This is a genomic window from Dyella halodurans (genome assembly GCF_026283925.1).
GTDB classification, from domain to species: Bacteria; Pseudomonadota; Gammaproteobacteria; order Xanthomonadales; family Rhodanobacteraceae; genus Dyella; species Dyella halodurans.
This window is the reverse complement of sequence record NZ_JAPDPF010000003.1, coordinates 456,520-469,639: the sequence shown is the minus strand read 5'-3', so window position 1 is coordinate 469,639 and position 13,120 is coordinate 456,520. Positions and strand designations below refer to the sequence as shown.

Genomic DNA, 13,120 nt, shown 5'->3' with positions numbered 1-13,120 from the left:
TTGCGCCAATATTTCGCGAGCGCGGACAAAACACTCATGTGGCCATGGGCTCCCTTCACGGAGAGGCCGTGCGATGGGCGCATGAGGCGAGGCTAAAGGCAGCTCGCTAGTCGCATCGGGCTGAGCAAGCGCGTTCCGCTGGCCGACGTCAGCTTCATCGGCAGGCGCGCGTGTAGTCGCCATAACGCTCTTTTAGGGAAGACCTCTTCAGGAGAATCGAACATGAAATGGAAGTTGCCGATTGCGTTCCTGTTGGTTGCGGTTACACCGTTGTCGCATGCAGCAAGCGTACGTGCTGACAAGCTACCTGCGCCAAAAAATATGACCTGCCTGCAGATGAAGCAGGACATTTCTTACACGATCAAACGGGGCTTGTTGCATATTCCCTGGGATTACGAGGTTGGGCGAGGAGCGTATATCTCCGAGCACGAAGACGACCATGGCGTCTATTACCGGGCTCCTTCCGGCGCGATCACCCTTCGACGTGCAGACCTCAAGGAAAGTTCGACGGGCGGGCGTCGCTCGACGTTCGAAGGCGGCATCTATGTCCCGAACGATCCCGCCGTTGCGCCGACCCTCTACGAATACTACGGAACGTTTAGCGGGTCGACTCGATCGGCGCCGGACAAGACAGACTGCTCTACGCTCAGCTATTCAGTCGACCCTGCTACCCACAAGGTCAACGTATGGGCAATGGGAGCGGCAACAGGGATTGGCGCCGCGACAGGCATGGCGATCCACCCGCAGGTGCATACCAGTTACGGCCAGGCCGCTGGCGCAGGATTGGTCGGTGGCTTGATCGGTGGATTGATCATTGGCGCGATCGAGAACAGCAAGGCCGGTGAGATTGTGGCTGGCCCCCCTCTGGACGAAGAGGCGGGCGAAAAGATCAGGGCGTTGGCGACAGACAAGATTGCCATGACCGTTCGCGGACAAGCCGGCAATACGACTCTCGCTAGCGCGACGCCCGCTGGTTCCTCCGCACCGATCGCGACGACGCGACCGGATGTGGATGATAGAGGGCCGGCTTCGGCGAGTTCGGTGTCAAGCATGCCGGTCGCCGGTCAGGCTGCTTCGGAGACAGCAGTCGCCACCATTGCCATGGCCAGCGCGCCAATCGAGGCGCAGGCACAGAGCGTAGCCAGCCAGTTGGGATGTGGTGCGGTCAAGGCCGGCGCGACTGGGGGCTATGTAGCGCCTTGTGGCTCATATGGTGTGTATATCGACTGCGATACAGGTCGATGTCGACCATCGCACACGGTCAAGCTGGAAGGCTCCGAATAACTGCGGTGGATTTGCAAGCACCGCTGGGCCCGAATGGTTCAGCTGACGTGATGCGGGCGAGTCGACTTCGCCCCTCCTGGTAAGCAGCTTGGAACGAGGATTCTGGCGAGGCTTGCGGACGAACTGGTCGGTTGATTCAGCCAGTTCAGCGATTTCATCAAGCTGTCGCATGCGCCGGATGAATCCGCGACGCGGAACGGACACTAGCGAACCGCCAATCAGAACAGGGCCGGGTCAGATGCACTTTTGAATCATTGAAATTCCGCCTGACTCAGATTTCGACTCAACGAAGGGGAATCAGCTCGATGACAACGAAGACTGCCGTCGTGTGCTTGGGGCCGAGAACAAGCTTGGCCACCAGGACTATGGAACGCATGATGCACATGTTGCGCTTGTTCTGCCTTGCCGCCAGTCTTCTCACCGCGGACCAGGCATGGGCGACTGACTGCCATTTGAGCAAGTTCGGCACGATGCGCGTGGAGATGATCGGCTCGCGCGCCACCACTCTGGTTAAGATCAATGGACTAAATACCCGCTTTATTCTGGACACGGGAGCCTTTTTCAACTTCATGTCCAGCGCCAACGCCGCATCGCTGGGACTCGACCCCTTTCCCGCGCCCAAGGGCTTCAAGATGACGGGCATTGGTGGCGATGTGAACGTCCAGCAAGCGTTCGTGAATCGAATCGATATTCCTGGCTTGCCGATCAAGCACGCCGTTTTCATCGTTGGCGGGAGTGATGCAGGCCATGCTTTGCTTGGCGCCAATCTGCTCGATCAGGCTGACCTGGATATCGACCTCGCGCACGGTAGCGTGGCGCTATTTAGCGAGTTCCAGTGTGGCGACACGCCGCTGGCGTACTGGACCAAGGAGTACAACGTCGTCGATATCGAGCCATCCAAGAACAAATTCGATCGTCGAACGTTCTTGATCGTGACAATCAACGGGGCGAGGTTGCGCGCGTTGCTGGATTCGGGGGCGCCAAGCAGCGTCATCAGTCGTTCTTCCGCCGAGCGCGCCGGCATCAAGGTCATCATGCCAGGGAGTAAGGCAGCCGTTGGTGGCGGCGTCGGCAGTAAGTCCCTCAAGGAGTGGACGATGAACGTCGATACATTCTCGATTGGCCAGGAGACTATCCAGAACACCGAGATGCAAGTCATCGACGGTAGCATTGCCGAAGGCACCGACATGCTGCTTGGCGCGGACTTCCTGCTCGCCCATCATGTGTACATCGCAAACGACCAGAAAAAAGCCTACTTCACGTATAACGGCGGGCGCGTGTTCACTTACGCTTCGACAGCGGACAGCGGTACGACCGACATGGGCGCTGCAGCAGCCGACACCGATGGCAATCGAAAGAGTGCCGCTGACTACTTCCTATCGGGTCAGGCGCATCTATCGCGCGGGGAACTAAGCGCTGCGCTGGCCGATCTGGATAAAGCCATACTCCTGTCGCCCCATAGATCCGCATACTATGTTGCCCGCGCAAGGGTTCATGAAGCAGACAAGCGCCCAGATGACGCGCTCGCCGATCTCGGCCAGGCTCTAAGCCTCGATCCAAAAGCCGGCGAAGCACGGCTCATGCGCGCCGAACTTCGCCTTTCCGGCAACGACCGCGTGGGCGCCGCATCGGACTTGGCTGCCATGAGCAATATGCTGCCGTCCGGCTCCATGCTGGCTCAGACCGTCGCAGTCCTCTACATCAAGCTTGATCAGCCCATGACGGCACTTCCTCTGCTCGATGGCTGGATTGTCATGCATGACGACGATGCCATGCTTGGTCAGGTACTAAGCGAGCGCTGCATGGCCCGCGGGCTCACCAATCAGATGCTTGATGATGCATTACGTGATTGCCGCGACGCGATTCGGCGCGATGGCAAAAAACCGGACTACCTACAGAGCCTCGGGCTGGTGGAATGGCGGTTGGGCCACTATCCGGAGTCTATCAAGGCCTACAAGCAGGCTTTGGATAAAGCGCCCGATGCCGCCTGGTCACGCTATGGCCTTGGCTTGGCAGAAATTCGCGATGGCCGACAGGACGCCGGTGATGCAGACCTCAAAGCCGCGCGTGCGCTCGATCCGCACATCGACGAACGCGCCGCCAGGTTTGGCTTGACGGCGTCGGCGCAGTAACGTGCGCCCGCTTCCGCGCCAAACCGAATGCGATGGAAACGAGCACAGAGACAGGACGATGAAGCCGGGATTTCACGGAGACGCATGCCTAATAAAGTGATTCAAAAGCGACTGGTATACCTGGGGATGGTCCTTGTGGTTGTGGGAACAATCATCAAGGTCGTGGGCTACTAGGCAGTGCTGGACGGGTGGGTCGGACGGTCACATGGCGCGTTGGAAAGGTTGGCTTCCGACCCCACCCGGTCATTGGCTATCTTGGGGAAGTGCAAGGATTACCGCCCGGCATCCGGATCGGCATCGGGCGATTCGTCGACCTGTTTTGAGGATGCGTGCATGACTGCGACCAGCACCCCAGTTCAGCGCGCCATGACAGGCAGGCGAGGCGGTGTCATGCCGGTGCTCGTGATTGCCGTGCTCTTCGGCGCAGCCCACATGTTGACGAATGGTCAGTACGGGTTTCACCGGGACGAATGGCAATTCCTCAGCGATGCACAGCATCTGGATTGGGGTTTCGTGCCGTACCCGCCCCTGACTGCCGCCCTGGAAAGCCTGGGCCTCAAGATATTTGGGCTGTCACTGGTTGGCCTGCGGGTGTTTTCGGTGCTCGCCCAAGTCCTGGTGATTCTCGCCAGTGGCCTCATGGCGCGTGACCTCGGGGGCGGGCGGCTGGCGCAGACCTTCACGGCCATTGCGGTAGCGCTGTCCCCGTTGCCGTTGTTTCAGGCCACGGAATTCCAGTATTCCTCATTTGACCTGTTGTGGTGGGTGCTGATCGCCTGGTGCGTGATTCGCCTGTTGCGTGACGATGAGCCACGCTGGTGGGTGGCGATCGGCCTACTTGCGGGCCTTGGCTTGCAGACCAAATATTCGATCGCATTCGCGCTTGCCGGCGTGCTGGTGGGGGTGCTGCTCACCGATGCACGGCGCTATGTCACGAGTGGCTGGTTCTGGGTCGGTGGCGGCATCGCATTGCTTGTCTTTTCCCCCAACCTCGTCTGGCTGATCCGGCACGACTTCATTTCCTACCACTTCCTGCAGGGCATCCATGCGCGCGACGTCCATCAGGGGCGGGCAGACGGCTTCCTGCGCGATCAGTTCCTGTTGAACGCCAACCTGTTCGCCGTGCCAGTCTGGCTGGCAGGGTTGTTCGCGTACTTCAAGGATCGCCGCTATCGCATGCTTGCCTGGATGTATGTGGTGCCGCTGCTACTGTTCCTGTTTGCGCAGGGGCGCTTCTATTACACCTGCGGCAGTTATCCCATGCTACTCGCCATGGGGTCGGTTGCAGGCGAGCGCTGGTTGCGCACCATGCGTCCTACATGGCGCGTGAGCATCGCCACACTGGCATTTGCGGGTGTCTTCGCCGTCGGCATCTACGCGACGCTTCGCATCGTACCCATCGCAACCAGCGGTCCGTTGCGGGACTTTGCGCTGCGAAACAACGGCGATCTCCGCGAGGAAATCGGCTGGAACGAACTCGTCGCGCAAGTGGCCGCTATTCGTGACGCCTTGCCCGCCGAGCAGCAGGCACATCTTGGCATTGCCGTGGGCAACTATGGCGAGTACGGCGCCATCGCCTTACTGGGCCAGCGCTATCACCTGCCCACGCCGATCACCACGATCAATTCCGGCTGGCTGCGCGGCTATCCGCAGACGCCACCTACCACGCTTATCGTGTTGGGAAATTCGCGCGAGCGCGCCAATGAGCTTTTCACTGATTGCCGCCTTGCGGGCCACACGACCAATGCTTTGGGCGTGCTCAATGAAGAGAGCAGGTATCACCCCGATATCTTCGTGTGCGGTCACGCGCGCCAGCCATGGAGCGAGCTATGGAAGCGCGGGCCGGAGTTTGGGTGAGCTGGCGCGCAAACTACGCAGTGGCGGTGGGTGGTTGTGACTAACGAGCCAGCTCGCGAAAGATGTGCGCCTTGCTTTTGCTGACCGGCAATTCGACGCCACTATGCAGAACGGCCATCAGCCGGCCATCAAGCTCTCGTCTGAAGCGGGCCAGGTGGCCGAGGTTGATGAGATGTGCGCGGTGAATGCGGGCGAAGCGCTGCGGATCCAGTCGCGCCTCGAGGCGGCTCAGCGCAAGATGCAAGATATGCTCGCCACTGGCGGTATGGGCCACGACATAATCACCGACCGCTTCAAACCATTGGATATCGGCCACGGCCACCGGCTGGATGCTGCGTCCATTGCGCACGAAAAGGCGTTGCATGGGACCGTTGGCGAGCATTTCGCCGTACCGGTCCAGTGCTGGTGGCAGCGGCTCGCCGAGCGAGGCACGAACCCGATCCAGGGCCGCGGCGAGGCGGGTGGCCCCAAAGGGTTTGAGCAGGTAGTCGAGCGCGCCAAGTTCGAAAGCGGCAACGGCGTGCTCGGCATGCGCGGTGGTGAAAATGATGCGTGGGGCAGGGAGCGGCAACTGGCGTAACACGTCGATGCCCGAATACCCCGGCATCTGTACATCCAGCAGAACCAGCTCGGGCTGAAGCCGGTGAATGGCCTCGATCGCTGCCGGACCGTCTGCGGCTTCGCCAACGCAGCGAATCCAGTCGATCTCCTGCAATAGATGCCGCAAGCCAGCGCGGGCCAGGGGCTCGTCGTCGACGATCAGGGTGGGGACCGCGCTGCGCTCAGTCATCGTTGCTTGCCGCGTTGACGGACGCGTGCGTGACTCGAGTCGCCGGCCAAGACAGGGTGGCAGTCACGCCTGCCGGCGAGGCTTGCATGGCCAAGCTGGCATGGCTGCCGTAGAGGCAGGTCAGCCGCTCGCGCAAGCGGTGTAATCCCGTCCCCCCGCCCTGCATCACGGCCGCGGGTTCGGCGCCGACACCATCATCGCTGACTACAAGACACAGTTGCCCGTGTTCGATACAAGCTTGAATGTGCAGATGGGTCGTACCGAGTTTGGGGGCGGCACCGTGCCGCACGGCGTTTTCCACCAGCGTCTGCAGCGCAAACGAAGGCAGGGCGGCGCCCATCAGATCGGTGGGCAGCGTGGTGGCAACGTGTAGCCGATCGCCGAAGCGCAGCTGCTCGATGGCCAGATAGCGCTCGACGAAGCGCCATTCCTCGGCCAGAGTGATCTGATCGCGTTGCTCGTCCAGCGCGGAGCGCAGCAGTTCGGCAAGGAGTTCCGCCGCGTGGCTGGCCTTGGCCGGGTCGAGCGGGATCAACTGCACGACGGTGTGCAGGGCATTGAACAGGAAATGCGGATGCAACTGCGCATGCAAGGCGGCGAGCTGCGCGCGCGCCGTCGCTGCCTGGATCAGCGCGGTGCGCTGGGCGGCCTGCTGGGCATAGCCCACCGCTGCAATCATCAAATAGAGCCAGATGCCGGTCAGCATGAAGCGGCCGAAGCCGGGCCCTACCATGAACACCAGGTGCCATCGAACCAGGCTTTCGATCAGGTTGTAAACCACGATCCACAGCACGGCATACAGCGGGGCAGCGACTGCATGGATCAACAAGAAGGGCCAACGGAATGGGTAGGGCCAGGGACAGCGCTGAACAAGCGCGCGCACGCCCAGGCCCACGATGGCGCCGCTGGCGATCAGGCGGAACGCCACCCGTGCCGCCCCGGCGAAAGGCGCCTCGTGCATGTTGATGATCAGGACGGTGAACAAGGCCCACATCGGCAGCCAGCCGATGATCAGCTGCAGCCAGAACCAGTTGCGTGAGGGCGATGGTGCGTTCGTCACACCGGTCAGTTGCCCGTGCGACTGGCGTTGAGTGTCACGTGAGCCGTATCCCACGTCTTTCCCTCATCGTATGAGCGGTCCTGCACCATGCGGAATCCCGTTGGGGTGATGGCGTTGAAATGGGTGCGGCTTCGATAGTGCGAGCCATCGTGGTCCGTGCCGCTGCCGATGACCACCATTTCTCCATCTTGCCAGTGCCCCGTCGATGGTTGCGCGTGGCCATCGCGGGCATCGAGCCCGGTGATCTTCCAGCAGTTTTCATCGCGGGAGTAGATACGCGTGGAGTGTACCGAAGATAGGGGGTTGCCCGAGGGGTCGGTCAGTTGGAGTTCGTCCTCGATGCCCTTGCCGTCCACGGCACGCGTGGCCTTCCAGCTGCCGGCCAGCTTTGGCGTGCCGTGAATCATGGCAATCAGTCCACCGACTTTCACTTCCCCCTTCACTTGCCATTGGCCAAGCAGAAAATCGAACTGGTGGGACTCGGGTGCGTTGGCGGTCGGGATGCCGGCGTCGGCGGCGACGGCTTGGGCAACGACGGATGCGAAGCTCAACGACAAGGCAACAGCGAATGCACGGCGAACGAAAGGAGTCATGGTGAGGCCTCGGTGGTGGAATGTACGCATCGAGACTGCCATGGCGCCGCGGACCCCAGGCATCGGGATTCGCCGAATCGCCGAAACAGGCCGGTGAACGGGAGTCTTCAGTCCAGCGCACCTGCTTACGCTAAGCGACATCGTCAGGCCGCATCGGAAGTCGCCCGTGTACCGTTCAACAGCTCAACCGCTTTCGCCCGAGCCTGTGATCCGGCTTCGCGGCGTCAACAAGACCTACGCCGAGGGCAGCGCGAGGTGCATCGCGCTCGCCGATGTCGACTTGCAAGTCTTTGGTGGGGAATTCGTCGCCATCACCGGCAAATCTGGCAGTGGCAAATCGACCGTGCTCAATCTGCTGGGCGGGCTTGATCGGCCGAGCGCCGGTGAAGTGTGGGTCGACGGCCAGGCGCTGCAGGCGCTATCCGAACGTGCCCTGGCGCAATGGCGTGGGCGCTCGGTCGGTATCGTGTTTCAGTTTTTCCAGCTCATGCCGACCCTGTCGGCGCTCGAGAACGTGATGCTGCCCATGGATCTGGCGGGACGCTGGCCCGCCAAGGAGCGCCGCCAGCGCGCGCAAGCACTGCTCGATCGACTGGGCGTGCTGCCGCAGTCCGACAAGTTGCCTTCGACCATGTCCGGTGGACAGCAACAGCGCGTCGCCGTGGCACGCGCCCTGGCGAACGCCCCGGCCTTGCTGTTGGCGGACGAGCCGACCGGCAATCTGGATACGCACAACGCATCGGCCTTGCTGGATTTGCTGGGCGAGTTGGTGGCCGAAGGACAGACCCTGGTGATGGTGAGTCACGACCCGTCGGTGCTGCGTCGAGCCGGCCGCACCGTGACGCTGGAAGATGGCCGGGTGATCCAGCGCGAAGAACGCTGCCATGTTTGATACGCGCTGGCGCAAAACGCTGCGGGATGTCTGGGGGCATCGCGCGCGCACCTTGCTCGTGGTACTCGCGGTAGCGTTGGGGCTTATGGGGGCCGGGGCGATACTCGATGCGTGGGCCCTGGTGCGTGTGACTACTCAAGCCAGCTATGTCGCGAGCCATCCGGTCGCGGCGACGCTGCAGATCACGCCGCTGGATGATGCATTCCTGGCGCGCGTCCGCCAGATGCCCGGTGTAGCGGCCGCCCGGCTGCGACGGACCGTGGTGGTGACCACGCAAGGGCCAGGAGAGCACAAAACGATCGTGCTTCACGCGCTCGACGATGTGGCCCGGCCCGATATCGGGCGACTGCAGGACGCGCAAGGCGGGTGGCCACCGCGTCACGGCGAGATCATCATCGAGCGATCGTCGCTGGATTATTCCGGCGCGACGGTGGGCATGGCACTCCCGGTGGCCGTGGCGGGCCAGCCGCCCATCACGCTGCGCGTAGGCGGCATCGTGCGCGACGTCTCGGTGGCGCCCGGCTGGATGGATCATCTCGTGTATGGCTTTACCACCCCGGACACCTTGACCCGGCTGGGCGTGCCATCCGGGTTCGATGAGCTGCAGATCACGGTGTCCGAGCCGCACCCCAGCCAGCAGGGCGTGCGGCAATTGGCGTGGCGCATCAAGGCGCTGGCAGAAGCGGAAGGACGTCGCGCCGGCGCCATCGACGTGCCCGTACCGGGTCGGCATATGCATGCCGCCCAGATGGATACGTTGATGCTCACGCAAGGAGGCTTCGGAGTCCTGACCCTGCTCGTCTGCGCTTGCCTGATCGTCAACCTGATGTCGGCCATGCTCGCAGGCCAGCGGCGCGAGCTCGGCATCATGAAGGCGCTTGGCGCCAGTGAGCGACAACTGGCCACGCAAGTGCTGGCCTTGGCAGGTGCCTTGGGCTTGCTTGCGGCGGCCATCGCGCTGCCGGTGGCCGCCTGGCTGGGGCGACGCTATGGCGGCTTCCAGGGCGAGCTGTTGAACTTCCCGGTCGAGCGCTATGCCATCCCTCTATGGGCTTTCGCCGCACAAGCCGCTGTCGGCATCGTGCTGCCCGTGCTGGCCGCTGCCGTGCCGGTCGCTCGAGCCTGCCGTGAGTCCGTGGTAGCGGCGCTGCGCGAGCAGGCGCTGTCCCACGGCCCCGCCGTCATGCGCGCACGTCATTGGCTGCAGGGTGTGCCTCTCGCGCGTCCACAACTGCTCTCGTTGCATAACGCTTTTCGCCAGCGTCAGCGTTGCATGCTGACCTTGGCGGCGCTGGCGACCGCCGGTTCCGTGTTCATCGGCGCAAGCAATCTGCGCACGGCGGTGGAGCAGTCGGCGGATCTGCTCTTCGTCAATCAACATCACGATGTCACGCTACGCCTGCTCGAGCCGCAACCGGCCAGTCGCTTGATCGCGACCGCGAACGCGGTGCCTGGCGTCGCCTTGGCCGAGGCCTGGGGTGGCGCCAGCGTCGGCCTGGCACGCACCGATGGCACGGTGGGTAACATGTTTGCCCTCCTGGCGGTCCCGCGGAGCAGCCGTCTCCTGACGCCAGCGATGCGCAGCGGCCGCTGGTTGCGCGATGACGATGCCAACGACGTCGTGATCGGCAGCGGTTTGCTGAGAAGCGACCCGGGACTGACGGTCGGACAGCCCATACAGCTGACCATCGATGGTCGGCCTGCTTCTTTGCGGGTCGTCGGCATCATGGACAGCGGGCCCGAGCCGGTGGCGTACGTCTCCCGGTCCGGATTCGCCGCCTGGCGCGGTCGGGACCTCGCCTCAGTGCTGCGGGTCAGGAGCGTCGCCCGCGACCGCGATGGTCAACTCGACCTCATTCGGCGCTTGCGCGATGCCTTCGACAACCAGGGGCTGACAGTTGCCAGCAGCCATTTGCTCAGCGAAGAGCGGCAAGGCATCGAGGATCACTTGCAGATGGTGGTGAGCTTTCTCGGCGTCATGGGCTGGGTGATGATTGTGGTCGGCGGTATGGGCCTGGCAGCCACCATGAGTGTGACCGTGCTGGAACGTCAGCGTGAGATCGGCGTATTGCGGGCCATGGGTGCGCGCGGCCGCACCATCCTCGGCATGGTGCAGTTGGAGGGGCTGACAATGGCATTGCTTGGCTGGCTGGTATCGCTGCCGCTGTCCGTGCCCATCAGCGTGGCGATGTCACGAAGCTTCGCCAAGGTCATGTTCCCCGTGCCTGCCTCGCTGACGCCCGAACCGGTCGGTGTCATGCGTTGGCTGGTCCTTGTCTCGATCGTCTCAGTCGTCGCCTGCGCCTGGCCAGCACAGCAGGCCAGGCGAATGTCGGTCGTGAAGGCGCTGCAGTACGAGTGACCCATGCTCACCGCGATCGGCCAGCGTCCGTCTATCCACGGGCCTGGCTGGAACCCGTGTCGATATACGCGACTCAGGGCGATGCGTGGGGCAGCCAGGCGCGGAAATCGCCGCTGCAATGGAGCAGGGCCATCAGATAAAGCATGCCGTTGTAGTAGCGCTGCGGTCCATTGGGTACCGGGCTATCCCACAGGCTTTGGACGAAGGCGAGCCTGCGTGGATTGGTGGCAATCAGGCTCGCGACGGCGTTGGTGGCGATCAGGCCGGTGACGCGGCCGCCGCCCAACAGCGTGCCGTCCAGCTTGTACAGGCTCTGATACGCGTCCATGCCTTGCGCATCGAAGAAGGCCTGCAGGCGGTTGCTCATTTCGACTTCGCGGTGGTCACGTGCCCACCACGACCCATCCACCGACCAGTTCATGGCGCTGCGCCAGGCGTCGTAACGGAAGTCCGCGGAATCCGGCCGCCATGGCGCCGCCCACGGCGTGCCGTCGAAGTTGCCGTAATCGGGAGTAAGCGCGGTCTTGGGGTGCGCGGTGGTGGCCAGATAGTCGCGGCTGACCTGCGCAGCCTGGTGCCAGAACGCCCGGTCGGCCTGCGGCCCAACCCGCGCCCATACCTCATAGAAGGCCGGCAAGTGATAGGACGCATCGGTGTGCGCCGCGTTCACGGCGTCCGGGGTGAAGCGCACCATCTTGGTCTTGGGATCGAACAGGCTGAGTGCCGTCATTTGACCGTGGATGGTCTGGCCGGTGATCGCCTCGCGGTGCAGTACGTTGCGGAGCAGGCGATCGGCCTGGGCGCGGTAGTCGTAGATGCCCTGGCCGTTACCCCAGCGCTCGGCGGCGAAGTACAGCGCGGTGATCAGGTACTCCTCGCCATCGGGCGCGGGCATCGGGTCATTGGCCACGCCGTCCGTCCGCATCGACCAAGCAAAATAGCCGTACGCCGGATGTGATGGATCGCGCTGGTACATGTGGGTCATGGCCCAGTTCCAGAGCGCGTCGAACTCGCGTTTGCGGTCCAGTTGCACCGCAATCATCATTCCGTACGAGATGCCCTCCGAGCGCACATCGTCATTGTTGACGTCGTGGATGTAGGCCAGCGGCCCATCGGCGTTACTGCCTGTCTCGTAGTAGATCGCCTGCGTGGCTGGATCGCCGTGGAACAGTTGCTGGAAGGCTGCCTGAATCTTTGCTTCCACGTCAGGGCGGGCGTGACCAGCTTCGGCAAACAGGTCCGGGTAATGGCCGGAAGCGACAGCGCCGGCCGGCGTGGTCGCAGGCCCCGGGCTGGCCTGAGCCAGCGAACCCAAGGAAGTGGCTAGCAGGAAGACACAGAGGATCGAAGCAGACTTGGGCATAGGTTCGGACTTGGGGGATGGTGAACCGCCTCGGGTTTCGAGGTGGCTAATGAGTCTTGGTCGGGCCGCGTCGGGGACGGGTCGGCTTTGTTGCTGATAGTAGTAGATCGATTCAGCCTTCGCTGGTGTGGCCTGTCCGATGGATGGGGGCGGCCGGCGGCGACCGGTCGAACTCGCCTTGGGTAGGGTCATGCACACCGAGCGAAAGGCCGTCTGGACGGCCTACCCGGCTACCCCCGGAGAAGCATGGGGTGAGGGCGGACCCCGATTCCAACGATGTCCCGAAGCCTCAGTGGCAGCCTCTGCCCCACGCCACTTCCAAAATTCCTAGACGGAAATGGACGGCCATTGGGCTGCGCGGGCTTGAAGAGTTGCCATACTACGCACGGGGATTCTAGACGACGTCTGCTTTCTTGGCGGGCGTACGGGGGACAAAGGGGGGCATATGGCGCTTTGGTCAGTCTTGGCCGTCGGGCAGGGATTCCTGCGTCCCGAAGGAGCGGCCAGCTTCGAGCTCTACGGCGTCGTCTCAGCTGGCGACTCGGGCTCGGCACTCTCGAAGGCCATCGATCTCGCCACGCAGCATTGGCCGGAAATCGCGCAAGGCCTTCAAACCCCCGATGCAGAGGCAGTCATCCATACCGAGGCGATCGACGAGGTTGCCCTGGTACCGGGAATGGAGGTCGACGTCGTCGACGTCTCCTGGACTTAGCCGCATCGTCCACAGCCCAACGTGGACAGATGTCTGGTTTACGCAACAACACACTCGTCGATTCGAATCGGTCTT

General features: G+C 62.8%; 10 protein-coding genes. 6 read left to right on the top strand and 4 right to left on the bottom strand.

The genetic code is table 11. The features are described 5' to 3' along the window. Positions 1-222: 222 nt before the first annotated feature. The 3 genes from OUZ49_RS08810 to OUZ49_RS08800 all read left to right on the top strand — a co-directional run bounded on the left by OUZ49_RS08810 (position 223) and on the right by OUZ49_RS08800 (position 5,273). Positions 223-1,284 (top strand): hypothetical protein, encoded by a 1,062-nt coding sequence (locus tag OUZ49_RS08810; RefSeq protein ID WP_266149975.1) that lies wholly within the window; start codon positions 223-225, stop codon positions 1,282-1,284. Between the two features lie 374 nt (positions 1,285-1,658). After that, entirely contained in the window at positions 1,659-3,416 is a 1,758-nt protein-coding gene (locus tag OUZ49_RS08805) for a retroviral-like aspartic protease family protein (RefSeq protein ID WP_266149974.1), read from the top strand. Positions 3,417-3,749: 333 nt separating this feature from the next. Continuing rightward, positions 3,750-5,273 carry a glycosyltransferase family 39 protein gene (locus OUZ49_RS08800; protein ID WP_266149973.1) on the top strand — a complete coding sequence of 508 codons (1,524 nt, stop codon included), beginning with the start codon at positions 3,750-3,752 and terminating at the stop codon, positions 5,271-5,273. A gap of 40 nt (positions 5,274-5,313) precedes the next feature. Here the strand turns inward: OUZ49_RS08800 and OUZ49_RS08795 are convergent, their stop codons facing one another. From OUZ49_RS08795 to OUZ49_RS08785, 3 genes are read right to left on the bottom strand one after another with little or no spacing between them, the layout of a single operon-like run. Next, positions 5,314-6,063 carry a LytR/AlgR family response regulator transcription factor gene (locus tag OUZ49_RS08795; protein ID WP_266149972.1) on the bottom strand — a complete coding sequence of 250 codons (750 nt, stop codon included), beginning with the start codon at positions 6,061-6,063 and terminating at the stop codon, positions 5,314-5,316. Further along, entirely contained in the window at positions 6,056-7,123 is a 1,068-nt protein-coding gene (locus OUZ49_RS08790; RefSeq protein WP_266149971.1) for a sensor histidine kinase, read from the bottom strand. Before OUZ49_RS08790 ends, OUZ49_RS08795 begins: the two co-directional genes overlap by 8 nt. Before the next feature lie 5 nt (positions 7,124-7,128). Then, positions 7,129-7,716 (bottom strand): hypothetical protein, encoded by a 588-nt coding sequence (locus OUZ49_RS08785; RefSeq protein ID WP_266149970.1) that lies wholly within the window; start codon positions 7,714-7,716, stop codon positions 7,129-7,131. A 166-nt stretch (positions 7,717-7,882) separates the two neighbouring features. Between OUZ49_RS08785 and OUZ49_RS08780 the strand changes: the two genes are divergently transcribed. After that, the gene (locus OUZ49_RS08780; protein WP_266149969.1) at positions 7,883-8,608 is read left to right on the top strand and encodes an ABC transporter ATP-binding protein; all 726 of its coding nucleotides are present in this window, start codon (positions 7,883-7,885) and stop codon (positions 8,606-8,608) included. Next, positions 8,601-10,970 carry an ABC transporter permease gene (locus OUZ49_RS08775; protein WP_266149968.1) on the top strand — a complete coding sequence of 790 codons (2,370 nt, stop codon included), beginning with the start codon at positions 8,601-8,603 and terminating at the stop codon, positions 10,968-10,970. Before OUZ49_RS08780 ends, OUZ49_RS08775 begins: the two co-directional genes overlap by 8 nt. Before the next feature lie 73 nt (positions 10,971-11,043). On the opposite strand, the gene OUZ49_RS08770 is transcribed toward OUZ49_RS08775, so the two are convergent. Continuing rightward, positions 11,044-12,333 (bottom strand): family 8 glycosyl hydrolase, encoded by a 1,290-nt coding sequence (locus OUZ49_RS08770; RefSeq protein ID WP_266149967.1) that lies wholly within the window; start codon positions 12,331-12,333, stop codon positions 11,044-11,046. Between the two features lie 445 nt (positions 12,334-12,778). On the opposite strand from OUZ49_RS08770, the gene OUZ49_RS08765 reads away from it, so the two are divergent. Then, a complete protein-coding gene (locus OUZ49_RS08765; RefSeq protein WP_266149966.1) occupies positions 12,779-13,045 on the top strand; it encodes a hypothetical protein in 267 nt (88 codons plus the stop codon). Positions 13,046-13,120 lie beyond the last annotated feature (75 nt).

Excerpts from the sequence above, each read along its gene's own strand:
- OUZ49_RS08800 (WP_266149973.1), top strand. The coding sequence starts at position 3,750 with ATGACTGCGACCAGCACCCCAGTTCAGCGCGCCATGACAGGCAGGCGA.
- OUZ49_RS08765 (WP_266149966.1), top strand. The coding sequence starts at position 12,779 with ATGGCGCTTTGGTCAGTCTTGGCCGTCGGGCAGGGATTCCTGCGTCCC.
- OUZ49_RS08795 (WP_266149972.1), bottom strand. The coding sequence starts at position 6,063 with ATGACTGAGCGCAGCGCGGTCCCCACCCTGATCGTCGACGACGAGCCC.
- OUZ49_RS08770 (WP_266149967.1), bottom strand. The coding sequence starts at position 12,333 with ATGCCCAAGTCTGCTTCGATCCTCTGTGTCTTCCTGCTAGCCACTTCC.
- OUZ49_RS08775 (WP_266149968.1), top strand. The coding sequence starts at position 8,601 with ATGTTTGATACGCGCTGGCGCAAAACGCTGCGGGATGTCTGGGGGCAT.
- OUZ49_RS08810 (WP_266149975.1), top strand. The coding sequence starts at position 223 with ATGAAATGGAAGTTGCCGATTGCGTTCCTGTTGGTTGCGGTTACACCG.
- OUZ49_RS08785 (WP_266149970.1), bottom strand. The coding sequence starts at position 7,716 with ATGACTCCTTTCGTTCGCCGTGCATTCGCTGTTGCCTTGTCGTTGAGC.
- OUZ49_RS08805 (WP_266149974.1), top strand. The coding sequence starts at position 1,659 with ATGATGCACATGTTGCGCTTGTTCTGCCTTGCCGCCAGTCTTCTCACC.